Source organism: Dactylosporangium fulvum, from assembly GCF_025137375.1.
In the GTDB taxonomy this organism is placed as follows: domain Bacteria; phylum Actinomycetota; class Actinomycetes; order Mycobacteriales; family Micromonosporaceae; genus Dactylosporangium; species Dactylosporangium fulvum.
The window spans coordinates 5,427,666-5,450,219 of record NZ_CP073720.1 but is presented as its reverse complement, the minus strand read 5'-3'; the positions used below and the strand labels follow the sequence as shown (position 1 = coordinate 5,450,219).

Annotated in this window: 20 protein-coding genes; 11 read left to right on the top strand and 9 right to left on the bottom strand. The window is 74.1% G+C overall.

Going from position 1 to position 22,554, the window contains the following annotated elements; all coding sequences use genetic code 11:
* Window positions 1–366: a tetratricopeptide repeat protein gene (locus Dfulv_RS25635; RefSeq protein WP_259855804.1), complete on the top strand. Its 366-nt coding sequence runs from the start codon at window positions 1–3 to the stop codon at window positions 364–366.
* 63 nt (window positions 367–429) lie between these two features.
* Window positions 430–1,008, top strand: a complete 579-nt coding sequence (locus tag Dfulv_RS25630) for a hypothetical protein (RefSeq protein WP_259855803.1) — start codon at window positions 430–432, stop codon at window positions 1,006–1,008.
* 52 nt (window positions 1,009–1,060) lie between these two features.
* Here the strand turns inward: Dfulv_RS25630 and Dfulv_RS25625 are convergent, their stop codons facing one another.
* Window positions 1,061–1,252 carry a hypothetical protein gene (locus Dfulv_RS25625; protein WP_259855802.1) on the bottom strand — a complete coding sequence of 64 codons (192 nt, stop codon included), beginning with the start codon at window positions 1,250–1,252 and terminating at the stop codon, window positions 1,061–1,063.
* Window positions 1,253–1,458: 206 nt separating this feature from the next.
* Here Dfulv_RS25625 and Dfulv_RS25620 point away from each other — a divergent pair, with 206 nt between their 5' ends.
* The gene (locus Dfulv_RS25620) at window positions 1,459–2,295 is read left to right on the top strand and encodes a helix-turn-helix transcriptional regulator (protein ID WP_259855801.1); all 837 of its coding nucleotides are present in this window, start codon (window positions 1,459–1,461) and stop codon (window positions 2,293–2,295) included.
* Window positions 2,296–2,839: 544 nt separating this feature from the next.
* The gene (locus Dfulv_RS25615; protein ID WP_259855800.1) at window positions 2,840–4,270 is read left to right on the top strand and encodes a glycosyl hydrolase family 18 protein; all 1,431 of its coding nucleotides are present in this window, start codon (window positions 2,840–2,842) and stop codon (window positions 4,268–4,270) included.
* A gap of 87 nt (window positions 4,271–4,357) precedes the next feature.
* Here the strand turns inward: Dfulv_RS25615 and Dfulv_RS25610 are convergent, their stop codons facing one another.
* Entirely contained in the window at window positions 4,358–5,551 is a 1,194-nt protein-coding gene (locus Dfulv_RS25610) for a cytochrome P450 family protein (protein WP_259855799.1), read from the bottom strand.
* Window positions 5,552–5,690: 139 nt separating this feature from the next.
* Here Dfulv_RS25610 and Dfulv_RS25605 point away from each other — a divergent pair, with 139 nt between their 5' ends.
* A complete protein-coding gene (locus Dfulv_RS25605; RefSeq protein ID WP_259855789.1) occupies window positions 5,691–6,344 on the top strand; it encodes a hemerythrin domain-containing protein in 654 nt (217 codons plus the stop codon).
* Between the two features lie 7 nt (window positions 6,345–6,351).
* Here Dfulv_RS25605 and Dfulv_RS25600 read toward each other — a convergent pair whose 3' ends face one another.
* From Dfulv_RS25600 to Dfulv_RS25580, 5 genes are all read right to left on the bottom strand, one after another.
* Window positions 6,352–9,609, bottom strand: coding sequence for a BTAD domain-containing putative transcriptional regulator (locus Dfulv_RS25600; RefSeq protein WP_259855787.1), 3,258 nt, complete (start codon window positions 9,607–9,609; stop codon window positions 6,352–6,354).
* A 26-nt stretch (window positions 9,610–9,635) separates the two neighbouring features.
* Window positions 9,636–10,574, bottom strand: a complete 939-nt coding sequence (locus Dfulv_RS25595; RefSeq protein ID WP_259855785.1) for a ribose-phosphate diphosphokinase — start codon at window positions 10,572–10,574, stop codon at window positions 9,636–9,638.
* Between the two features lie 29 nt (window positions 10,575–10,603).
* Window positions 10,604–11,860 carry a glutamate-cysteine ligase family protein gene (locus Dfulv_RS25590; protein WP_259868084.1) on the bottom strand — a complete coding sequence of 419 codons (1,257 nt, stop codon included), beginning with the start codon at window positions 11,858–11,860 and terminating at the stop codon, window positions 10,604–10,606.
* Window positions 11,861–12,127: 267 nt separating this feature from the next.
* Window positions 12,128–12,592 carry a CAP domain-containing protein gene (locus Dfulv_RS25585; RefSeq protein WP_259855783.1) on the bottom strand — a complete coding sequence of 155 codons (465 nt, stop codon included), beginning with the start codon at window positions 12,590–12,592 and terminating at the stop codon, window positions 12,128–12,130.
* A gap of 193 nt (window positions 12,593–12,785) precedes the next feature.
* Entirely contained in the window at window positions 12,786–14,918 is a 2,133-nt protein-coding gene (locus Dfulv_RS25580; RefSeq protein ID WP_259855781.1) for an ATP-binding protein, read from the bottom strand.
* Window positions 14,919–15,132: 214 nt separating this feature from the next.
* Between Dfulv_RS25580 and Dfulv_RS25575 the strand changes: the two genes are divergently transcribed.
* The 4 genes from Dfulv_RS25575 to Dfulv_RS25560 all read left to right on the top strand — a co-directional run bounded on the left by Dfulv_RS25575 (window position 15,133) and on the right by Dfulv_RS25560 (window position 17,559).
* Complete coding sequence (locus Dfulv_RS25575) at window positions 15,133–15,756, top strand: NADPH-dependent F420 reductase (RefSeq protein WP_259855780.1); 624 nt, start codon at window positions 15,133–15,135, stop codon at window positions 15,754–15,756.
* Between the two features lie 11 nt (window positions 15,757–15,767).
* Window positions 15,768–16,052 (top strand): hypothetical protein, encoded by a 285-nt coding sequence (locus Dfulv_RS25570; RefSeq protein WP_259855778.1) that lies wholly within the window; start codon window positions 15,768–15,770, stop codon window positions 16,050–16,052.
* An 88-nt stretch (window positions 16,053–16,140) separates the two neighbouring features.
* Entirely contained in the window at window positions 16,141–16,890 is a 750-nt protein-coding gene (locus Dfulv_RS25565) for a PP2C family protein-serine/threonine phosphatase (RefSeq protein WP_259855776.1), read from the top strand.
* Window positions 16,891–16,908: 18 nt separating this feature from the next.
* A complete protein-coding gene (locus Dfulv_RS25560) occupies window positions 16,909–17,559 on the top strand; it encodes a pentapeptide repeat-containing protein (RefSeq protein WP_259855775.1) in 651 nt (216 codons plus the stop codon).
* A 21-nt stretch (window positions 17,560–17,580) separates the two neighbouring features.
* Here Dfulv_RS25560 and Dfulv_RS25555 read toward each other — a convergent pair whose 3' ends face one another.
* A complete protein-coding gene (locus Dfulv_RS25555; protein ID WP_259855774.1) occupies window positions 17,581–18,723 on the bottom strand; it encodes an MFS transporter in 1,143 nt (380 codons plus the stop codon).
* Entirely contained in the window at window positions 18,720–19,295 is a 576-nt protein-coding gene (locus Dfulv_RS25550) for a TetR/AcrR family transcriptional regulator (protein WP_259855773.1), read from the bottom strand. Before Dfulv_RS25550 ends, Dfulv_RS25555 begins: the two co-directional genes overlap by 4 nt.
* Window positions 19,296–19,359: 64 nt before the next feature.
* Here Dfulv_RS25550 and Dfulv_RS25545 point away from each other — a divergent pair, with 64 nt between their 5' ends.
* Window positions 19,360–20,160: a Rossmann-fold NAD(P)-binding domain-containing protein gene (locus tag Dfulv_RS25545; protein ID WP_259855772.1), complete on the top strand. Its 801-nt coding sequence runs from the start codon at window positions 19,360–19,362 to the stop codon at window positions 20,158–20,160.
* 42 nt (window positions 20,161–20,202) lie between these two features.
* Window positions 20,203–22,530 carry an endopeptidase La gene (lon, locus tag Dfulv_RS25540; RefSeq protein WP_259855771.1) on the top strand — a complete coding sequence of 776 codons (2,328 nt, stop codon included), beginning with the start codon at window positions 20,203–20,205 and terminating at the stop codon, window positions 22,528–22,530.
* Window positions 22,531–22,554 lie beyond the last annotated feature (24 nt).

Sequence of the window (22,554 nt, the reverse complement as noted above, 5' to 3'; positions counted from 1 at the left end):
ATGAGCGAAACGAACGACCTGATCGCCGAGTACCGGAGGGGTGTCCTCTACTTCGATGCCGGTGACCCGATCGAGGCGGCGAAGATCCTCGCCACCGTCCTCGACGAGGAGCCCGGCAACGCCGAGGTGCGCCTGTGGCTGGCCCGCGCCTACTTCGCGTCCGCGCAGCTGCAGCGGGCCGAGACCCACCTGCGCACCCTGGTCGACCGGGACCCGACCGACCACTACGCGTGTCACCTGCTCGGCCGCACCCTGGAGCGGCAGAACCGCGGCCGGGAGGCGCTGCCGTTCCTGCGCCTGGCCGCGGCGATGGCGGACGTGCCCGACTACGCCGACGCGGTGACGCGGGTGGCCGGCAAGGTCTGAGCCCGTGCCGCCCGCCGCGGCGGGGGGCAGCGCGGGCGCCCGCGATCGCCTACGGTGGCCGTCGTGAGGCATTATCCGTGGCACGCCCTGTGGACCGGGATCTGGCGCACGACGGCTGCGTTTGTCCTCACCGCGGTGCTCGTCGCGATCACCGGGCTGATCGCCGGCCGGCCGGGCTTCACCTGGCTGCTCGTCGGCTCGGTGCTGTCCCTGGCGGCCGCCGTCCCGGGCTACCTGGTCCACCGGGCCGGCGCGCCCGACCACACCGCCGCGACCAGGGTCGTGATGTTCCTGGTGCTGACGTTCACGGCATGGCTCGCGGCGCTGGTGGTACTGCCGGTCTACATGTCCGTCGAGGGACGGCCCGTCGACGCGGTGGTCACCGGGATCAGCAACGGCGATGCTCCCGTCTTCCACGTCAGTGACTCGGCGACCGGCAAGGAGCTCGGCGGGGTGCGGTTCCTCGACGGCGAGCCGAAGGTCGGCGAGCGCCTGCCGGTCCGGGTCGACCCGCGCGGCTGGTTCAACGTCACCGTCGCCGAGCCGGTCGGCCGGTTCACGACGTTCGCGCTCATCGTGGTCGGCTTCTGCGCGCTGCTGGCGTTCCTGATCGGCGCCGGCGGTCACATGCCCGACGACTAGCGCGCCGTCCACCCATGGCGGCACACCGGGCCGGCCGTGGACCGGGGAACGGTCAGCGGGTGCCCAGCGTGCCCATCATCGCGGACGGGTAACGGTCGCCCTTGGCCGAGCCTTCGGGGACCGCCCGCTCGATCGTGGCGAGATCGTCGGCGGTCAGGGTCAGGTCGGCCGCGCCGAGCGACTCGGTGAGCCGCTCCCGCGTGCGTGCGCCGACGACCGGCACGATGTCCGTGCCCTGAGCCATGACCCACGCGATCGCGACCTGTGCGACCGTGGCGCCCCGGGCCCGGTCGCGCCGAGGTTCGTGATGCGCATCTGGTGTCTCCTGTACGTGATGTGCCGTGCCTTTCCTGCACCATGCCCCCGCGCGGCGGCCTGTGACAGCGGAGCGTTCTTCGTAGGAGCGCCGCTCCCTGGCTGCGGCTCCGCGCGGAGGGGACGATGGGGGACATGCAGCGTGACGACCTCGCCGACTTCCTGCGCCGCCGTCGGCTGGCCCTCCAGCCCGGCGACGTCGGTCTCGCCGAGGGTCCCCGGCGGCGGACCACCGGCCTGCGCCGCGAGGAGGTCGCGCTGCTCGCGGGCATGTCCACCGACTACGTCGTGCGGCTCGAGCAGGGCCGCAGCGCCCAGCCGTCGGCGCAGATGCTGACCGCCCTCGCCCGGGCCCTGCGGCTGAGCGACGACGAGCGGGACCACCTGTTTCACCTGGCGGGTCACCGCCCGCCGGTCTCCGGCGGCGCCGAGGCGCACGCCCGCGCCGGCCTCATGCGGATGCTGGACCTGCTCGGCGACACCCCGGCGACGATCGCCTCGGACCTGGGGGAGACGCTGGCGCAGAACCGCATGTCGGTCCTGCTCACGGGTGGCCATCTGGGGATGCGGGGGGACCGGCGCTACCATCCGTGGCGGTGGTTCATGGAGCCGGAGTCCCGCGTCACCTACCCGGCGGACGAGGCCGAGCACCACACCCGCGCCGTGGTGGCCGACCTCCGCGCGACGGCCGCCCGCCGCCACGGCGACGCCGACGTCGAGGGCCTGGTGCGCCGGTTGCGGTCGGCGAGCCCGGAGTTCGCCGCACGGTGGGACGAGCACGAGGTCGCGGTCCGCCGCGCCGACCGGAAGACGATCCTGAACAAGCAGGTGGGCCCGGTGCGGGTGGACTGCGAGACGCTGATGACCCCCGACCAGCGCCAGTTCCTGCTGGTCCTGACCCCGCAGCCCGGCACGGACGCGGCCGAGAAGCTGGCGCTGCTCGCGGTGGTGGGCCTGCAGCAGTTCGCCTGACCCGACTCCCTCGATCGTGGGAAACTCCAGGCTGCCCCGGGAGCCTGTTGCGCAATTCGGATCCCTCGCGCGTCAACCCCGACAAAACCGCGCCGATCTTGGAGTTGTGGTCCTTGACAAATCCGGACAAATTCGGAGGTTCATGGCGCCACAACTCCAAGATCGGCGCGTAGTTGGGGCGGCGTGACCGCCGGCACGGCGGTCGCGCCGTCGTTTCGCGGCCCTGCGCGCCGGGGTCCGTGGTGTCGGTCGCGGTCCGGGGTGTGGTGCCGGGGTTGAGTGCTTCCGTAGCGGTGTTCCGCGCTGCCGACTCGAGGGTCTCTGGGCTGGTCGGCCTGCGTGGAAGCGCTTCCTTATCGACTTTAATCAAGACTTACATTGACAGCTAATAGTTAACTTTCCTATCGTCTCAGCCACCTGTCATCGCACCGGCGCTCTTCGAACGACGCGGCCACCCCCGACCATCCTTGCCAGATGGCGGCCGCGGCGTCCGCGGGCCGCCCACCATGCCCGTGTGCCGGTCGACCCACCCGAAGGAGCACTCATGTCCTCCCCGTCGGAGTCCGGGGCCGCCCGTCCCGGACGTCACCGGTCACGCCGTTCGGCCCTTGTGGCCGGGGCTCTCGCGGTCGCTACGGCGGCCGCGGGCGCGTTCGTCGCTCTTGCCGTCCAGCCTTCGGCTGATGCGGCGGTGCTGCCCAACGGCTTCAAGAACATCGGCTACATGCCGTCCTGGGCCGGTAGCGCCAACGCCATCCCGTACGACAAGCTCACCCACATCAACTACGCGTTTGTGCTGCCCAACAGCAACGGCAGCCTGCAGGGCCTGCCCAACCCGGCGAAGCTGCAGTCGATCGTGTCGCTGGGCCACGCCCAGAACGTCAAGGTGTCGATCTCGATCGGCGGCTGGAACGACGGCAACGACTCGGCGTTCGAGGCCCTCGCCGGCAACGCCACCGCGCGGACCGCGTTCGTCAACAACGTCGTCAACCTGATCAACCAGTACAACCTCGACGGTGTCGACATCGACTGGGAGTACCCGGACCCGGGCGCTTCCGGTAACAACTACACGGCCCTCATGTCGCAGCTGAGCACCGCGATGCACAGCCGGGGCAAGCTGCTCACCGCCGCCGTGGTCTCCGAGGGCGGCACCGCCAACGGTGTCCAGCCGGCCGTGTTCGGCTACGTCGACTGGCTCAACATCATGACCTACGACGGCGGCAACCCGCACTCCAGCTACGACTGGTCCGTCAACGCGGTCAACTTCTGGAAAGGCCGCGGCCTGCCGGCCAGCAAGGCCGTCATCGGCGTGCCGATCTACTCCCGGCCCGGCTACTACACCTTCGCCGACCTGGTCTCCCGCGACCCGGCCAACGCCAACCGGGACTGCACCACCGTCAACGGCTCCAACGAGTGCTACAACAGCCTGACCACGGTACGCCGCAAGACCCAGTGGGCCATGACCAACGGCGGCGGCATCATGTTCTGGGAACTGTCCCAGGACGCCGCCGGCGCCAACTCACTGATCAACGCCGCCTACCAGACCGCGACGGGCGGCACCACCCAGCCCCCGACCAGCCAGCCCCCGACCGGCCGCACCGGCCGCATCACCGGCCTGGCCGGCAAGTGCATCGACATCGCGGGGGCCTCCACCGCCAACGGGGCGGCGATCCAGCTGTACACCTGCAACGGCACCAACGCCCAGAACTGGACCGTCGCCGGTGACGGCACCCTGCGGGCCCTCGGCAAGTGCATGGACGTGACCAGCGCCGGCACCGCCAACGGCACCAAGATCCAGCTCTGGGACTGCAACGGCTCCGGCGCCCAGGTCTGGCAGAGCCAGTCCAACGGCACCCTGCGCAACCCGGTGTCGAACAAGTGCCTCGACGTCACCGACAACAGCTCCGCCGACGGTGCGCGGCTGCAGATCTGGGACTGCTTCGCCAGCGCCAACCAGCGGTGGACCCTCCCGTAGTTCGTTCTCACGTGGGGTGTGAGAGAGAGCGGCGGCCTTCCGTGGGAAGGCCGCCGCTTTCGTGTGCGCCGGACAGAACGCGGGGCCCTACCGGGCGGGCCGCAGCGTCACGGGGAGCGCCGTCGCGCCGTGGATCAGCACGCCCGGGCGCCAGGTCAGCTCGGCGGCCGGGACCGCGAGCCGCATGTCCGGGAACGCGGCCAGCAGGTCGGTGAACGCGATCTGCGCCTCGAGCCGGGCCAGCGGCGCGCCCAGGCAGTAGTGGATCCCGTGCCCGAACGCCAGGTGCTGGTTGTCCGGGCGGGACAGGTCGAACGAGTCCGGGTCGGGGAACCGCTCGGGGTCGCGATCGGCGCTGAGCAGCGAGATGGCGACCAGCGCCCCGGCCGGGATCGTCACGTCGCCGAACGTGACCGGTTCGACGGCCGTGCGGAACGTCGCCGTCTCGACCGGGCTCTCCAGCCGCAGGAACTCCTCCACGGCGGCCGGGATCAGCGCCGGGTCGTCGATCAGGCGCCGGTGCTCGTCGGGGCGGGTCAGCAGCGTGTACATCCCGTTGGTGATCAGGTTGACGGTCGTCTCGTGCCCGGCGACCAGCAGCAGGAACACCATCGACGTCAGCTCGTCCTCGCTGAGCCGGTCGTCCTGGTCCCGGGTCGCGATCAGGCCGCTCAGCAGGTCGTCGGCGGGCGTCGCGCGCTTGGTCGCGATGAGCGCCCGCAGGTAGCCCAGGAACGCGGCCGCCGCCTCCGGGATGCCGGCGGTGCTGGCGGAGCCGGCGACCATGACGCCGGTCCACCGCCGGAAGTCCGCCTGGTCCTCGACCGGCACGCCGAGCAGCTCGCAGATGACCTGGATCGGCAGCTGGACGGCGTAGTCCTCGACCAGGTCGGCGCGCCCCTTCGGCCGCATCCCGTCGACGAGGGCCGCGCTGAGCTTCTCGACCCGGGGCCGCAGGTCCTCGACCCGGCGGGCGGTGAAGACCTTCGCGACGAGCCGCCGCAGCCGGGTGTGGTCGGGCGGGTCGCTGGCGAGCAGGTGCCGGGTCAGCGGGGCACTGACCTGGTTGTCGGTGATCGCCTTGGCGTTGTCGGTGGCACCCTGCTTCTTCGACAGGCGCGGGTCGCCGAGCGCGGCCCGGGCGTCGGCGTAACGGGTGACCAGCCAGATGTCGGATCCGGTCGGCAGCGTCACGCAGTGCACGGGCGCCTGCTCCCGCAGGGCCGCGTACACCGGAAAGGGGTTGTTCCAGAACTCCTGCGTGAACAGCGTCGTCGTCACTGATTCACCGTAGCGAATCGATGGTACGGCCGTGATCCCGTGCGGCGGGTGGTGTTCACCAAGCGCGCATTAAGTGGCCGGTAAGCGCGGTGCCGTCCCCTGGACAGTGTCACGAACCGACCGGAGGAGACCGACCACCATGACCGCCACCGACGCCCGCCCGAACCTGCTCGGCATCACCATCAACCACCGCTCCATGCGCGGCGACGCCCGCCGGTTCGCCGCCCTGGTGCAGAGCATCGCCGACGGTACGACCGTCAGCTCGCCCGCCCGCGCCCGCGCCGTCGAGCGGTACCTCACCAGCCTCTGCACCGGGATCCACCACCACCATCAGGCCGAGGACGAGGTGCTGTGGCCGGTGCTCGAGGCCGCCGCCGGCGCCGAGGTCGACCTGACCGAGCTCACCGACGACCACGCCCAGCTCGACCCGCTGCTCGACCGGCTGCGCGCCGAGGCCCGGGCCCTGTCGGCCGCGCCGCACGACCGGGCCGCCGCCGCGCGCCTCGCCGCGACCCTCACGACCCTGCGGGACCTGCTCGACGAGCACATCGACGACGAGGAGCGCACGGTCTTCCCGGTCATCATGCGGTACGTGTCGCACGCCGAGTGGGAGCGCGTCGAGGCCGCGGTCCGCAAGGGCTCCGCGATGAGCTTCGAGCTGCCGAGGATCGAGCGGTACGCGACCGGGGACGAACTGGCGGAGCTGTACCGCATGGCCGGGCCGGTGCTGCGGCTCATGCTGGCGCTGGTCCGCCCGGCCTTCCTGCGCCGCGAGAAGGTGATCTTCGGATAGCGCGGGGTCACAGGTGCTCGGCGGCCCGCGCGGCCCAGTGCGCGGCACCCATCCGTCCGGCGAGGTCCCGGGCGTCCGTGAAGTGCCGGCGGGCCGCCGCCGGGTCGTCGAGGAACGCCGCGAGGAGGCCGAGCACCAGGTCGACCGGCGGACCGGCGATCGTGCCGCTGGCGAGACCGGCGAACTGCCCCGTCCACGGCAGCAGCGCCGCGTAACAGGCCGCCGCCTCCGGCCGGTCGCCCAGCACGACCGCGGATTCCGCCCGCAGCGCCGTCCAGGCCAGCCAGTAGTAGTCCTCGCGGATCCCGGGGGACCGCTGTGCCCACCGGATCCGCGCCTCGTCGAGCCGGCCGCCGTCGATGAGGGCGCGCACCATCAGGTCGTTGCTCTCGTCGGGCGCGATCGTGGTGAGCGGCTCGAGCATCGGCAGGCAGGTGTGCGCGAGCCGCTGCGCCGTCCGCACGTGGAACACCCCGACCAGGCCGACGTGGTTCGCGTTCTGCAGCCCGGCGCGCTCGATGCGCTCGGCGAGTTCGGCGTAGCGCCGCTCGGCCTCGGCGAAGTCCCCGGCGAACAGCGCCCGGATCGCGTCGAAGATCAGCATCACCGACAGCGTCGCGTCCAGCTGCCCGGAGGTCGACAGTTGCAGGGCCCGGTCGATGTGGTCCTGGGCGGCGGCGAAGTCGTTGCGCTCCAGCGCCACCTGGAACAGCACGTGGTGCGCCTGGGTCTGGAAGCCCGGCAGCCCGGCCCGCTCGGCGACCTCGAGCAGTTCCGCCCCGACCGCGGGCAGCTCGTGGCGGCGGCCGGGGTTGAGCACGGCGAAGTACCGCGCGTTGAGCGCCTGGCAGAGCAGCCACGGATCGCCGCTGTCCCGGCCGATGCGCAGCGCCTCCGCGCTGGCGCCGGCGCAGCGGGCGAGGTCGTCGCCCTCCAGTTCGTACACCAGCGCCACCAGCAGCCGGCAGCGCAGCCGCGGATCCGGCGCCGGGTCGGCGGCCAGGGCGTCCTCCAGCAGGGCGACGAGCGGCCGGTCGACGTACCGCGCCCGGCGGATCGACCAGGACACCGGGGCGTCGAACGTGGACAACGCCCGCCGCAGCGGCGCGATCCCGGGCAGGGTCCGGGCCACCGTGACGGCCTCGTCCCGCGCGGTCCGGGCGCCCGCGACGTCGCCGGCGTTGGCGCGGGCGGACACCAGCCCGCACAGCAGGTCGAGGCGCTGCCGCGGATCCGGTTCGGGGAGCAGGGCGAGCGCGTCGAGGGCGCCCTGCCACAGCGCCGCCGCCTCACGGTGCGCGTGGAGCGCCGCGGCCTGCCGGGCGGCCGCGGCCGCGTGACCGGCGGTCCGGGCGGCCGACGCCGGCGTGACGGCGGCGAGCGCGTGGTGGCCGAGCGCGGCCGCGTCGCCGGGCCGGCTGGTCTCCAGCGTGGCGAGCACCCGCTCGTGCAGCCGGCGCCGGCGCAGCAGCGGCATGTCGTCGTAGAGCACGTCGCGCAGCAGCGCGTGCGTGAACCGGACCAGCCCCGGAGCCGGCTCCTCCAGCAGCCCGGCGAGGACCCCGGCCTCCAGCCCGTCGAGCACGGCGTCCTCGTCGGTGCCGCTCGCCGCGACGAGCACGTCGATGTCGACGTCGCGGCCGACGACGGCGGCGTGCCGCAGGAGGGTCTGGGCCGCAGCGGGCAGGCGGGCCAGGCGCCGCCGCAGGACGTGGCCGATGCCGGACGGGATCGCGCCCACGGCGCTGCTCGGCCCCTCCGCCGAGATGAGCCGGGCGGTCTCGATGAGGAACAGCGGGTTTCCGCCGGTGCGCCGGTGCACCAGGACCGCCGTCTCCGGGTCGAGCGCGGCGCCGAGGTGCGCGTGCAGCAGCGCGGCGGCGGCGTCCGCGTCGAGCCCGCCGAGGTCGAGGTCGGTCGAGCGGGGCCCGGCCAGGGCCGCCCGCGCGCCGTCGAGCTGCGGCTGCGCCTCGCCGGGCCGGTGGGTCGGGACCACGAGCAGCGGCCGCTCGGCGAGCGCGGCCGCGAGGTGGCGCAGCACCTGCAGCGTCTCGCCGTCGGCGCGGTGGATGTCGTCGAGGACCACGAGCAGCGGCCCGGCGTCGCCGAGCCGGTCGCCGACCGCCTGCGCGAGCCGGAACTGGCTGCCCGCGGACGCCTCACCGGCCAGGAGCGGCGCCAGGGCCTCGCCGCCGGGCTGGTCCGGCAGGTCCGCGAGCTCCCGCAGGATCTCGCTCCACGCCCAGGCCGGCGGTGCGCCGTCGACCTCCGGGCAGCGGCCCCACGCGACCCGCCAGCCCCGGTCCCGCAGCTCGGCGGCGAACATCCGCAGCAGGGTCGTCTTCCCGGCGCCGGGCTCGCCGCCGACCCACACGACCCGCAGCCCCGTCTGCTCGGCCGCCGCCGCCACCTGCCGGAGGCGGGCCAGCTCGGCGTCCCGCCCCACCCCGGCGGGCGCCGTGGCCGGGGCGGGTGCCGGGACCGCCGGGACCGGTGCGGTCCCGGCGGCGTCGGCGACCGTGTCCAGGTGCGGTGCCTGCGCCAGGACGTCGGCCTCGAGGGCACGCAGCGCCGGGCCCGGGTCGACCCCGAGCTCGTCGGCGAGCCGCTCCCGGGCCTGGCGCAGCGTGGCGAGGGCGTCGGCCTGGCGACCGGCCCGGTACAGGGCCGTGGCCAGCAGGTGCACCGCCTGCTCGCGGAGCGGGTGGGCCTGCGCGTGGCGCTCCAGCTCCGGCACGGCGAGAGCGGCGGCGAGCTGACCGCCCAGCCGCAGCGCCACCTGCCCGGCCGTCTCCACGCACACGAGGCGCAGCTCCTCGAGGCGGGCCACCTCCGGCACGGCCCACGGCTCGTCGGCGAACTCGGCGAACGCCGGCCCCGCCCAGACCGCGAGGGCCTCGCGCAGCAGCGGCTCGGCGGCACGCGGGTCGTCGCCGGCCAGCTCACCGCCGCGGCGCAGCAGGTCCTCGAACCGCCACGCGTCGACGGCCCCGACCGGCAGGCGCAGCGCGTACCCCGGCGCGGCCGACACCACCACCGTCGCCGGGGTCCGCGGCGCGCGACCGGGCTCGAGGACCCGCCGGAGATTCGACACGTAGACCTGCAGGGCCGCCAGGGCCTTCGGCGGCGGCTCGCCCCGCCACAGGTCGTCGACGAACCGGTCGGCGGGCACGACGTGGCCGCCCGCGGCGACGAGGCGGGCGAGGACGGCACGCTGCCGGGGACCGCCCAGATCGAGGCGGGCACCGTCCAGCGTGGCCCGCAACGGGCCTAAGGCACCGACCGAGAGCATCAGTGGAACAGCGAGCTGACCGACTCGCCGTTGTGGATGCGCCGCATCGCCTCGGCCATCGCCGGAGCGATCGACAGCACCCGCAGCTTCGGCACCCACTTCTCCTTCGGGATCGGCACGCTGTTGGTGCAGACGATCTCCAGCACGTCCGGCTGCGCGGCGAGGCGGTCGAGGGCGCCGTCGGTGAACAGGCCGTGCGTGCACGCCACCCGGATGCTCGCCACGCCCCGCTCGCGGAGCCGGTCGATGAGCTCGACGACCGTGCTGCCCCGCGCGATCTCGTCGTCGAGGACGATGACGTCCTTGCCCTCGACCTCGCCGATGACGGTGCTGATCACGACGCGGTCGTCGCTGAAGCGCTGCTTGGCGCCGGCGGCCACCGGTACACCCAGCATCCGCGCGAACGCCGAGGCGGGTTTCGCGTTGCCGAGGTCGGGCGAGACGACCACGCTGTTGGTGAGGTCGTCGCCGCGGAAGTGCCCGGCCAGTTCCCGCAGCGCGTGCAGGTGGTCGACCGGGACGCTGAAGAACCCGTGGACCTGCGGCGAGTGCAGCGTGAGCGTCAGCACCCGCGACGCGCCGGCCGCGCTGAGCAGGTCGGCGACGAGCCGGCCGCCGATCGAGATGCGCGGCTCGTCCTTCTTGTCCGACCGCGCGTACGCGTAGTGCGACATCACCACCGTCGTGCGCGCCGCCGACGCGCCCCTGGCCGCGTCGAGCATCAGCAGCAGTTCGACGAGATGCTCCTGCACGGGTGGTACGAGCGGCTGGATCAGGAACACGTCACGTTCCCGGCAGTTGGCCTGCAGCTGCACCTCGAGGCAGTCGTTGGCGAACCGGTCGATCCGCACCGGCAGCAAGGGCACCGCGAGCTGGGCGCAGATCTCCTCGGCCAGCTCGGGGTGGGCGCTGCCACTGAACACGGCGATGTCCCGCACGGGCACGACTCCTCGCAGAGGGTGAACAATCACCCCGTTGATACCACACCGAGGCGCCGGCGCGGCTCACGCCGCACGTCGTCGGCGGGGCAGCGCCCCCGCAGGACGTACCGGTCGACGAAGGCGGCCACCGCGTCGCGGATCGGCAGCGGCGCGTCCCGGCGGCGCAGCACCTCCTCGGCGGCGGTGAAGCAGGCGAGCGCGGCGGTGGCGAGCGCCGGGTCGGCGAGCCCGTCGCGGGCCGCGGCGGTCCAGTCGCGGTGCCGGCGCAGCGGCGCGCGCAGGTGCTCGGCGGCGTCGGCGGCGGCCTGCGCACCCTCGGGGTCGTCGAGCAGGGCGGTCACCACCGCGGCGGGCACGACCCAGCCGTCGCCCGGCTGCTGGTCGATCATGCGCAGCTCGAGGTAGCCGCGGGGCCGGACCGGCGGCACGAGCGTGCCGAGGTGGCGCTCCAGGTCCTCCAGGGTCACCGGCCGGGGGCCGTGGCCGCGCAGCCAGTCGCGCATGGTCAGCCCGGACGGCACCTGCCACGGCGCCGGGCCGGGGTCGGCGATCATCGCGACCCGGGCCGAGAGCGCGTACCGCGCCCACGCCGAGCGCGGGTCGTCGGTGCGCCGCGGCGCCCGGGTGCGGCTCGCGTCGGTGCCGAAGCGCAGCGCCTGCCGGTACGACACCCACCGCCGTCCCGACCGGGTCACCTGGGGCGAATTGGCGAACGCCGCCATCATCACCGGCCCGATCGCGTCCGCCAGCCACCAGCGGCGGCGGAAGTCCGTCCAGTCGTCCTCCTCGGTCCCGGCGTCCAGGCACACCTGGATCGAGGCGGAGTTGCACATGACGGCGCGGCCCTTCGGCCCCGAACGGTCGTGGTACTCGGCCAGCGCCACGTATCGCGGGTGGTCCGTCACCATCCGCGGCCGCCGCGTGGTGTCGAACCCCGTGCCGTCCAGGACGAGGCCGTGCACGGCGAGCTCGTGCCGCACCAGCGCGAGGTCCGCGGCGAGCGCCGCGACACAGTCCGCCAGGCCGGCGCCGACCGCCGAGGACAGCTCCAGCTGCCCGCCCGGCTCGACGCTGATCCCGCTGCCGCCCGGCAGCGGGTCGCCCAGGTGGGCGAGCAGGCCGAGGACCCGCGCCGGGGCCGGGCGGTGCAGCGGGCGGCGCGGATCGCGGACGCAGTATTCCAGTTCCACGCCGACCCGGCCGACCGGGCCGACCCGGAACCCGGCGGCGGCGACGTAGGCGGTGGCCGTGGCCTCGGTGAGGGGCGCGTCGGCGAAGGTCATGTCGTTCACGGCGGCCTCCCGGTTCGAGGGTGCACGCCACCCAGGACGGTGGTGCGGCGAGGAATGGTGATCGTGCGGCGGAGTGCTGCGGCGGTACTGCGGGACGCGGGCCCGACCGGCGGGCGGGTGCCGGTGCGAGGTGCATTCCATTAGGGGGCCAACGGGGCATTCTGTCCAGCGCTTCAGGACAACGCGCGATGAACACTGGATGGGAACCCGCTGGGTGCCGCTGCCCCTCCGCGGTACTGATCGGCCGCCGTCGCTCGCTCACCGCGGGCTGGCGAAGTCCTGGGTCCAGAACGGCACGCCGCGGGCGTTGTAGACCACGGCGACGCCCACGTTGCGGAAGCGGCAGTTCAGGATGTTGGCCCGGTGGCCGGGGCTGCTCATCCAGTCGCGCATGACCTCGCCGGCGCTGCGCTGGCCCCAGGCGATGTTCTCGCCGTAGGCCGACCAGCGGTACCCGGCGGCCCGGACCCGGAGGCCGGGCTGGCCGTGCGCGAAGTACCCCCGGCCGGCCATGTCCCGCGAGTGCAGCCACGCGGCGTGGTCGAGCCGCGCGTTCGGGGTGACCGGCCCGCAGCCGGCCCGTGCGCGGACGCTGTTGGTGATGGCGACGACTCCGCGCGCCATGCCCTGGTCGGCGGCGATCGCCGGGCCTGCCTGCACCGCGGCGCCCGCGGCGACCGCGCCCGCGGCGACGGTCAGGGCGACACCTCTCCGGAATCTCATCGCACCTCCATGCAGTCGGGGCAGATGAGCCGAAAATAGGGCGGATGGCGATCATTCGGCTGGAATCTCCGGAAAGTCGGGATCCTGCACCGGAGATGCGATACGGGCACGCGTGCCGGACCCGGTTCGCCGGGGGCGCGATTCACCCGTTCGGGTCATCCCACCGTGGTGATCACGGGCCGGTATCCGCGTCCTACAGCGTCGCGGGCACCGGTGCGGCCGACGACAGGGGCAGCAGTTCGTCGACCGGGGTGCGGGCGCCGAAGCGGTGGGCGCGGGCGAACGTCTCCAGGGGCAGCGCGGCCCGCAGCGCGGCCTCCGTGTGCTGCCGCGACGGGAGCTCGCAGGCCGGGGTGGGTGCGCCGATCTCCTCGCGGATCACGTCGGCGGCACCGAGCAGCGCGGCGGCGTGGGCGGGGTCGCCGCTCCTGCGCCGGGCCTCGGCGAGGGCCTCGAGGACGCTCGCCGAGCGCCAGCGGTCGCCGACCCGGCGGTGGATCGTCAGGCTGGAGCGCAGCCGCTCGGTCGCCGACAGCAGCCGGTCCTCGGCGAGGTCGACCCTCCCGAGCAGGTCCTGCGCCCACCCAATGCCCTCCGGGAACGACAGCTCGGTGAAGCGGTCCAGGGCGTCGACCAGGTGGCGGCGGGCGGTGAGCTGGTCGCCGCGGAAGTGGGCCACCGCGCCCAGGTGGGTCGACGACGACGCGGCGGACTCGTCGTCCGCGAGGTCCTGAAACGCGGCGAGGCTCTCGGCGAGCAGGGCGGCGGCGCCGTCGAGGTCGCCGGAGAGCCAGGCCGTCGCACCGGCGAGCTGGGTGACGCGGCCCTCGCCCCAGGCGTCCCCGGCCGCGCGGTAGAGCGCCCGGGCCTCGTCGAGGTGCTCCCGCGACCGGTCGTACGCGGCGCGTTCCCGTTCGACGCTGCCGAGCAGGGTGAGCAGCCGGACCCGGTCGTCGGCCGCGAGGGCCAGGGCCCGGTGGGCGAGGTCCGCGGCCGCTGGGTAGTCGCAGGCGAGCATGGCCAGGGTCGCGGCGGCCGAGGCGGCGGCGGCGCGGATCGGGGCGGGCGCGTCCGGGCGCCGGTCGAGGGCGGCGGCCAGCCAGTCGCGGCCCAGGTCGTACACACCGGTGAAGTGCTGGAAGGGTGCCATCGCCGTGGCCAGCCGGAGGTCCTCCTCGACGTGCCCGCCGGGGCGCCGGGACAGCCAGGCCATGGCGGCGCGGAGGTTGTCCTGTTCGAGGGCGAGGAGGCGCAGCCACCGGCGCTGGTCGGGGCCGCGGATGCCGGCGGCCGCGCGCTCGGCCACGGCCAGGAAGTGCGCGGCGTGCGCGTCGCGGGCCGCGCGGGCCTCGTCGGGGGTCTCGGCGAGGCGGGCGGCGGCGTAGGCGGCGACCGTCTGCAGCATCCGGCCGCGGTCCCGGTCCGCCAGGACCAGCGACCGGTCGGTCAGCGCGGCCACGAGGTCGGGCCGGTGCCCGGGCAGGACCGTGGCCGCCTCGGCGGTCCACCCGCCCTGGAAGACCGCGAGCTGCCGCAGCAGGGCCTGCTTGTCGGGGGAGAGCAGCTGGTAGCTCCAGTCGAGGGCGGCCCGCAGCGTGCGGTGGTGCTCGGGGCCGCCCGCCTTGGTGTCGGCGAGCACGCGGAAGCGGTCGGCGAGGAGCCGGCGCACCTCGGGCACGGACAGCAGCGCGGCGCGGGCGGCGGCCAGCTCGACGGCGAGGGGCAGCCCGTCGAGCGCGTCGCAGATCGCGGCCGCGGCGGCCCGGTGGGTCTCGGGCAGCGGCCGGCCGGTGCGCTCGTACATGCGGGTCTCGAACAGCCGCAGCGCCGTCCCCGGGTCGAGCGGCTGCACCGCGAGGACGGTCTCGGCGGCGACCGCGAGCGACTGGCGGCTCGTCGCCAGCAGCCGCAGCGCCGGTTTCGCGGCCAGCAGCCGCTCGGCGAGGCCGGCGACGGCGTCGGCGACGTGCTCGCAGTTGTCGAGCACGAGCAGCGCCGGCCCGGCGCCGAGCGTCTCGAGGAGGGTGTCGGTGACGTCGAGGTCGGGCCGGCGGGCAGCACCGAGCACGTCGAGGACAAAACCGGCGGCGCCGGTCGCCGGGTCCATCGTGGACAGGTCGACGAACAGGACCGGGTCGGCCTCGGCAGCGGCGACGGCGATCGCCAGGCGGGTCTTGCCGCAGCCGGCCGTTCCGACCAGTGAGACGAGGCGGGTGCCGGAGGGCGTGAGCAGGCGCGCGGCCGTGCGGACCTCGGCGTCGCGGCCGACCAGCGACGTCAGCGGGCGCGGCAGCGTCGCCGTGTGGCTCGCGGCTGCGGGATCCATCCGGCGAATGTACCGGTGACCGTAGACCTCCCGGCATCGCCGGAACGGCGGCCTCACCTGCCGAAAGGACGGTCCGGACGGCGGGACGGCGCCACCCGCACGGTGGGTTCGCCCCTGGCGGCGCCACCGGCCGCGAAGCCGTGCGTAACCTGCGGGTTGGCCGGGTATCGCGGCACGCGACGCATCACCCACGCCTACTGGGGGGAATTCAGGCATGAAGATCGGGATCATCGGCTCGGGGAACATCGGCGGCACGCTCACCCGGCGCCTGCGGGAACTGGGCCACGACGTGACCGTCGCCAACTCCCGCGGGCCCGGCTCGCTGGCCGGGCTGGCGGCCGAGACCGGCGCGACCGCGGGTACGGTCGAGGAGGCGGCCAACGCCGGCGAGGTCGTGGTGCTCGCCGTGCCGCTGCACGCCGTGCCGGACCTGCCGTCGGCGCCGTTCGCCGGCAAGATCGTCATCGACGCGGACAACTACTACCCGGGCCGCGACGGGCGGATCGCCCCGATCGAGGAGGGCACCACGTCGAGCCGCTGGACCGCGCGGCACCTGTCCGGCGCCGGCGTGGTCAAGGCGTTCAACAACATCCAGGCCGGATACCTGCTCGCCAACGGACGGCCGGCGGGCAGCCCGGGCCGGATCGGGCTGCCGGTCGCCGGGGACGACGCGGTCGCCAAGCGGACCGTGATGACCCTCGTCGACGACCTGGGGTTCGATCCGGTCGACGCGGGTGACCTCGACGACAGCTGGCGGCAGCAGCCGGACACCCCGGTGTACGGTACGAACCGCGACGCCGACGGTGTCCGGGCCGGTCTGGCGGAAGCGACGCGCTGAGGAAGACGACATTGGCGTTCCTGGTGGAGATGCCCGACGGCGGTTACCTCGAGGTCGAGGAGCGCGAGGACGTCGAGCCCGAAGAGGTCATCGGCGTTCTCGGCGCCTCGCCGCTGGAGGGGACGGGCCTGATCACGTTCGGCGCGGTCGTCCGGGCCGGCCTCGACGAGGCCGAGCAGGACGACTTCGCCGACTGGATCTACGACCGGGTGATCATGTTCGCCGAGGTGGGCGGCGAGATCGACGGCTGGGACCGCCGTCCGGACGGCACCTGGCAGGTCTATGCCCGCCGCTGACCCACGGCATCGCCGGGGCCGCCGGCGGCTGAACGGCCGATGAACGGTGGGCCACCCGGGTGATCGGCCACCGGATAGGCTGGACTCGATGAGCATCGAGGTCCAGGCCGCCGGGAGAAGGCTGCGGGTCGGTTCCGCCACCGAGGTCGGCCGGCGGTATCCGGCCAACTTCGACGTGCTGCACGCCACCGAGCTGCGGCGGCGGCCGGGGCTGTGCGCGGTGGTCGCCGACGGGATGGGCGCCGGCGAGGGCAGCCGCACGGCCGGACGCACCGCCGTCGACGTCTTCACCACCGCCATCCAGGACCATCGCGGCCCGTTCGACCCGTCGCCCCTGTTCTCCGCGGTCGCCGACGCGCAGCGGCGGGTCCGCGCCGCCGGGCAGGAGCTGCGGGAGCTCACCGGCTGCACGCTGACCGCGCTGGTCGCCGACGCGACGGGCGCGTGGGTCACGCAGATCGGTGATTCGAGGGTGTACCGGCTGCGCGGCGGCCTGCTGGAACTGCTCACGATCGACCACACCGAGGCGTGGCTGGGCGCGGTGCACGGCTGGTTCCCGGCCGACTCGCCGCAGGCGGCCGCCGCGCGCTACCAGCTGCACCGGTTCATCGGCCACCCGGGGCTGCCCGAGCCCGACGTGCTGAGCGTGACGATGTTCCCCGGCGACGTGTACTGCCTGTGCACCGACGGCGTCGCCGAGCAGGTGCCGTATCGGCGGATGGAGCAGACGCTGGGCTCCGGCGCACCGCCGGACGTCATCGCGTCGGCGCTCGTGGCCGCCTCCCTGGAGGCCGGCGGCCGGGACAACGCCACCGCGGTCGTGGTTGCCGTCCTCTGAGGCGGGCAGAGTCAGCGCATGTCCCCGCGGAAAGGCCAGCGCATGTCCCCGCGGAAAGTGGGCGCGGTGTACCTGCTGGCGCTGGCCGTCGTCGCGGCGGTGCTCACGCTGACGGGTGAGCGGGAGGAGCGGCACGGCCGCCGGTGCACGGCACCGGGGGCGGTGCTTCTGCCGGACCGCGAGGTGCCGGCGACCGACCTCAGCGCGCGCAAGCTGCGCTGCGCGAACCTCGAGGGCGCCACCCTCGACGGCGTGGTCAGCGAGGCCGACCTGCGGGAGTCCAACCTCCACCGCGTGCGGTTCGAGGGTGCCGGCCTGTCGAACGTCGACCTCAGCGGCGCGGACCTGACCGAGGCCGAGGGCCGCCGGGCGGTGCTCGACGGCGTGCGGCTCACCGGTGCCGACCTGCGGGACGCGCAGCTGAGCGGGGCGGCGTTCACCGACGTGGGCCTCGACGGTGCCCGGTTGCACGGGGCCGACCTGCGGGACGCCACGTTCCGCCGGTCCGACCTGCGCAAGGCCGACCTGCGCGGCGCCGACCTGCGCGGGGCGGAGCTGACCGACTCGGACCTGCGCGGCGCCCGCCTCGACGGGGCCCGCCTGGACGACGTGACGTACGTCGACGTCCTGTGCCCCAACGGCAAGAAGTCCGTCGCCGGCGCCTGCTAGATCGACGTGCGTGGGCGTTGGTCAGGCGACCGTCCGGGCGCGGCCGGAGAGGACGGCGAAGACGGCCATCACGGCGGTCAGCCCGCACAGGGCCGAGACCGGGAGGGTCCACGAGCCGCCGGCGTCGCGGAGGGCGCCGATGAGGACGGGGCCGCCGGCGGCCAGCAGGTAGCCGATCGACTGGGCCATCGCCGACAGGGCGGCGGCCGCGGGGGCGTCGGTGGTGCGCAGGCTGAACAGCGACAGGCAGACCACGATCGCCATGCCCGCCCCGAAGCCCGCGACGAGTACCGACGCGAACGCGAACCAGGGCGTCCACGGCAGCCACTGCTGGCCCGCCACCCCGGCGCCGATGCAGGCGGCACAGGCCAGGCCCACGAGGCGCTGGTCGGGCAGGCGCCGCATGACGACCGGCACCAGCAGGTTGGCCGCGACGGCGGCGGCGAGGTAGGTGAACAGGTGCCAGCCGGCGACGGCGGGCGGGATGCCGTGCTCGCGCTCGATCGTCGGCAGCCAGGCGATCAGCACGTAGAACACGAGCGACTGCAGGCCCATGAACAGGGTGACCTGCCAGGCGAGCGCGCTGCGCCACGGCATCGGGGCCCGCGTGCCGTTGACGGTCTCGTGGTCGGCGATGCGCATCCGCGGCGCCCAGGCCACGGCGGCGGCGAGGACCAGGACGACCCAGGCGGCGAGGGCGATCCGCCAGCCGCCGAAGGCCGCGGCGAGCGGGACGGCGGTGCCGGAGGCGATCGCGGCGACGACGCTCTGCGTTGCCGAGTAGCCGCCGGTGAGCGGGGCGACCCGGGCCGGGAAGTCGCGTTTGACGAGGCTGGGCAGCAGCACGTTGAAGCAGGCGATGGCGGCGCCGACGGCGATCGTGCCGGTCCACAGCTGGGTCGGCAGGGACCGCACGGCGATGCCGGCGGCCAGCAGGGCGAGCGCGATCCCGAGGCTGCGCTCCAGGCCGAGCCGGCCGGCGACGAGCGGCGCGATGAGCGAGAACGCGGCGAATGCGAGCAGCGGCAGGGTGGTGAGCAGGCCGGCCGCGGCGGACGACAGGCCGAGGTCGGCGCGGACGTCGCTGACGAGGGGCCCGACGGAGGTCAGGGGAGCCCGGCCGACGGCGCCGATGAGCAGAATGCCGATGAGCAGCTTTCTCACGAGAGGTCCGCGGCGATCATCCGCAGGGCCTCGGCGAGGTCACGGCCGGACGGGGCGTGCTCCGGGTCGATCAGCCACTGGGCGATGAGCCCGCTGAGCAGCGCCTGGTAGAACGAGCCGAGCTGGTGCGCCTTCTCCCGCTCGACGGCCGCGTCGATCTGGTGGAACACCTGCGCCCACAGCTTCCGGGCGTCCTGCATGCCCTCGGCGAGCATCCGGTGCAGCTCCGGCGCGTGGTCCATCTGCAGGACGGCGTCGAACGACGCCATGAGGACGGGCCGGTGCGCGGCCATGGTGTCGAGGACGTTCGTCCAGTACGCCTCGAACCGCGCGAGGCCGGTGAGCTGCGCGCCGGGCGAGGCCGTGAGCGCCTGGGCCAGCTGGCCGCCCCAGTCGTCGATCGCCTTGCCGAGCGCGGCGTTGAGCAGGGCCTGGGTCGAGCCGTAGTGGTAGCCGATCGAGCCGAGGTTGGTGCCGGAGGCGGCGACGATGTCGCGCGCGGTGGTGCGTGCGTAGCCCTTCTCGTACAGGCAGCGGACCGCACCGTCGAGGAGGTCTTCGCGGTGTCCCATGGGCGAAGATCGTACTATACAGTCGTCCTATACAAGCGTATAAGACGTGCGTATATTGCCCGGCATGGACATCCTGGTCTCCGGAGCCGGCGTCGCCGGACCCGCTCTCGCGCACTGCCTGCACCGGCACGGTCACCGCGTCACCGTCGTCGACACCACCGGCCGGCCCGTCGCCACGATGCCGTCCGTGCTGTTCGGCGGCGACCTCGAGATCCTGCGCGGCGACCTCGCCGAGGTGCTGTTCGAGGCGACGCGCGGGCACACGGCGTACCGCTTCGGCGTCTCGATCGAATCCGTCGGGCAGCGCCCCGACGGCGTGGACGTGACCTTCACCGACGGCTCCACAGGGTGGTTCGACCTCGTCGTGGGCGCGGACGGGGTGCACTCGAACGTCCGGCGGCTGGTCTTCGGCGACGACCCCGCGGTCGAGCGGCCGCTGGGGATGTACGGCTGCGTCTTCACGATGCCCAACGTGTTCGGGCTGGACCGGGCCGGGCTCATGTACACCGAGCCCGGGCGCAGCGTCTCCGTCGCGGTGCCGCACGGGCGGGACGCCGTCGTGGCGCTCTACTTCACGGCGGACGGGGCGGTGCGCGACCGCGGTGACGTCGCCGCGGTCTTCGCCGGTGCCGGCTGGCGGGTGCCGGAGCTGCTGGCGGCGATGGAGCGCGCCGGCGCAGGTCGTCATGGAAGAAGATCGCCCAGCGTGACCGGTTCTTCCGCTCGCTGCGCCACCTGCCGCCGGTCAAGCGGCTGTTCCGGCACATGGCCACCCGCACGGCGACGGCGATGCGCCTTCCCTCGTACCGGTAGTGGCCTGGGTCACACGCAGGGCACCGACGGGAACATGGGGAACGCTTTGTAACTTAAGTCAGGCACGCTCAACTACAAGGCAGGTGTGTCTCGCATGGCAACGCTCCCGGTTCTTCCCCTGAACGACGACGTCCTGCTCCCGGGCATGGTCATTCCCGTCACGCTCGACGCCACCACGCAGGCGGCCGTCGACGCGGCACGCGCCGCCGGCGACAAACGGGTCCTCGCGGTCCCACGCGTCGACGGCGAATACAACTCCTACGGCGTCATCGCCGCCCTCGACAAGGTCGGGCGGCTGCCCAGCGGCGAGCCGGCGGCCGTCATCCGCGGCCTGTCCCGCGCCCGCATCGGCGCCGGCGTGCCCGGCCCCGGCGCGGCCCTGTGGGTCGAGGCCACCGTGCTCGACGAGCCCGCGCCCGCCGGCCGGGCCCGTGAGCTCGCCCGTGAGTACAAGGCCCTCGTCATCGGGGTCCTCCAGGAGCGCGGCGCCTGGCAGGTCATCGACACCGTCGAGCGCATGACCGACCTGTCGGAGCTCGCCGACTCCGCCGGCTACGCGCCGTGGCTGACGCTCGCGCAGAAGATCCAGCTGCTCGGCGCGCCCGACGTCACCGCCCGCCTCGAACTGCTCGTCGAGTGGGCCCGCGCCCACGCCGCCGAGCAGGAGGTCAACGAGAAGATCAACCACGAGGTGCGCGAGGGCCTGGAGAAGACCCAGCGCGAGTTCCTGCTGCGCCAGCAGCTGGCCGCGATCCGCAAGGAACTCGGCGAGGACGAGCCCGACGGCTCCGCCGACTACCGCGCCCGGGTCTCGGAAGCGGATCTGCCCGAGAAGGTCCGTGAGGCCGCGCTGCGGGAGGTCGGCCGGCTCGAACGGGCCAGTGACCAGTCGCCGGAGGCCGGATGGATCCGCACGTGGCTCGACACGGTACTGGAGATGCCGTGGAACGTGCGCACCACGGACAACACGGACCTGGCGGAGGCACGGGCCGTGCTCGACACCGATCACGCGGGCCTCGCCGACGTGAAGGACCGCATCCTCGAGTACCTCGCGGTGCGCAACCGCCGCGCGGAGCGCCACCTCGAGGTCGTCGGCGGCCGCGGCTCCGGCGCCGTCCTCGCCCTCGCCGGCCCGCCCGGGGTGGGCAAGACCAGCCTCGGCGAGTCCGTCGCCCGCGCCCTCGGACGCAAGTTCGTCCGGGTCTCGCTCGGCGGCGTCCGCGACGAGGCCGAGATCCGCGGCCACCGGCGCACCTACGTCGGCGCGCTGCCCGGCCGGATCGTCCGCGCCCTGCGCGAGGCCGGCTCGATGAACCCGGTCGTGCTCCTCGACGAGGTCGACAAGCTGGCCGTCGGCTACGCCGGCGACCCGGCGGCGGCCCTGCTCGAGGTCCTCGACCCGGCGCAGAACCACACGTTCCGCGACCACTACCTCGAGGTCGACCTCGACCTGTCCGACGTGCTGTTCCTGGCCACCGCCAACGTGGTGGAGACCGTTCCCGGCCCGCTGCTGGACCGGATGGAGCTGGTCACCCTGGACGGCTACACCGAGCAGGAGAAGGTCGCCATCGCCCGCGACCACCTGCTGCCGCGGCAGCTCGACCGCGCCGGCCTCGACGCGTCGGAGTTCTCGATCACCGACGCCGCCCTGGCCGTGATCGCCGGCGAGCACACCCGCGAGGCGGGCGTGCGGCAGCTGGAGCGGGCCCTGGCGAAGATCCTGCGGAAGGTCGCGGTCGCGCTGGCCTCGTCCCCCGAGGCCGTACGCGTGGACGTCGACGACGTGGCGCGCTACCTGGGCCGGGCCCGGTTCACGCCCGAGTCCGCCGAGCGCACCGCCGTCCCCGGCGTGGCGACCGGCCTCGCGGTGACCGGCGCCGGCGGTGACGTGCTGTTCATCGAGGCCACCTCGATGGAGGGCGAGCCCGGCCTGACACTGACCGGTCAGCTCGGCGACGTCATGAAGGAGTCGGCGCACATCGCCCTGTCGTACCTGCGCTCCAACGGCCGGCGCCTCGGCATCGACCCGAACGAGCTGGCGGGCCGCCGCATCCACCTGCACGTCCCGGCGGGTGCGGTGCCGAAGGACGGCCCCAGCGCGGGCATCACGATGGTGACCGCCCTGGCGTCGCTGGCCACCGGCCGCCCGGTGCGGCCCGAGTTCGGCATGACGGGTGAGGTCACCCTGGCCGGGCGGGTCCTGCCGATCGGCGGCGTGAAGCAGAAGCTGCTCGCCGCCCACCGTGCGGGCCTGACCGAGGTCATCATCCCGAAGCGCAACGAGCCGGACCTGGACGACCTCCCGGAGGAGATCCGCGGCCAGCTGACGGTGCACGCGCTGACGGACGTGGCCGACGTGCTGGCCCTGGCGCTGCGCCCGGCCGAAGAGCCGGCGGTGCCGGACCTGGTCTCGGTCGCCTGATCGGTTTCGACCGGGCCCGCCCCC

What these genes read in the sequence shown, in the direction of transcription:
- Dfulv_RS25635 (WP_259855804.1), top strand. Translation starts at nt 1, where the DNA reads ATGAGCGAAACGAACGACCTGATCGCCGAGTACCGGAGGGGTGTCCTC.
- Dfulv_RS25625 (WP_259855802.1), bottom strand. Translation starts at nt 1,252, where the DNA reads ATGGCTCAGGGCACGGACATCGTGCCGGTCGTCGGCGCACGCACGCGG.
- Dfulv_RS25620 (WP_259855801.1), top strand. Translation starts at nt 1,459, where the DNA reads ATGCAGCGTGACGACCTCGCCGACTTCCTGCGCCGCCGTCGGCTGGCC.
- Dfulv_RS25615 (WP_259855800.1), top strand. Translation starts at nt 2,840, where the DNA reads ATGTCCTCCCCGTCGGAGTCCGGGGCCGCCCGTCCCGGACGTCACCGG.
- Dfulv_RS25605 (WP_259855789.1), top strand. Translation starts at nt 5,691, where the DNA reads ATGACCGCCACCGACGCCCGCCCGAACCTGCTCGGCATCACCATCAAC.
- Dfulv_RS25590 (WP_259868084.1), bottom strand. Translation starts at nt 11,860, where the DNA reads ATGACCTTCGCCGACGCGCCCCTCACCGAGGCCACGGCCACCGCCTAC.
- Dfulv_RS25585 (WP_259855783.1), bottom strand. Translation starts at nt 12,592, where the DNA reads ATGAGATTCCGGAGAGGTGTCGCCCTGACCGTCGCCGCGGGCGCGGTC.
- Dfulv_RS25580 (WP_259855781.1), bottom strand. Translation starts at nt 14,918, where the DNA reads ATGGATCCCGCAGCCGCGAGCCACACGGCGACGCTGCCGCGCCCGCTG.
- Dfulv_RS25575 (WP_259855780.1), top strand. Translation starts at nt 15,133, where the DNA reads ATGAAGATCGGGATCATCGGCTCGGGGAACATCGGCGGCACGCTCACC.
- Dfulv_RS25565 (WP_259855776.1), top strand. Translation starts at nt 16,141, where the DNA reads ATGAGCATCGAGGTCCAGGCCGCCGGGAGAAGGCTGCGGGTCGGTTCC.
- Dfulv_RS25560 (WP_259855775.1), top strand. Translation starts at nt 16,909, where the DNA reads ATGTCCCCGCGGAAAGGCCAGCGCATGTCCCCGCGGAAAGTGGGCGCG.
- Dfulv_RS25550 (WP_259855773.1), bottom strand. Translation starts at nt 19,295, where the DNA reads ATGGGACACCGCGAAGACCTCCTCGACGGTGCGGTCCGCTGCCTGTAC.
- Dfulv_RS25545 (WP_259855772.1), top strand. Translation starts at nt 19,360, where the DNA reads ATGGACATCCTGGTCTCCGGAGCCGGCGTCGCCGGACCCGCTCTCGCG.
- lon (WP_259855771.1), top strand. Translation starts at nt 20,203, where the DNA reads ATGGCAACGCTCCCGGTTCTTCCCCTGAACGACGACGTCCTGCTCCCG.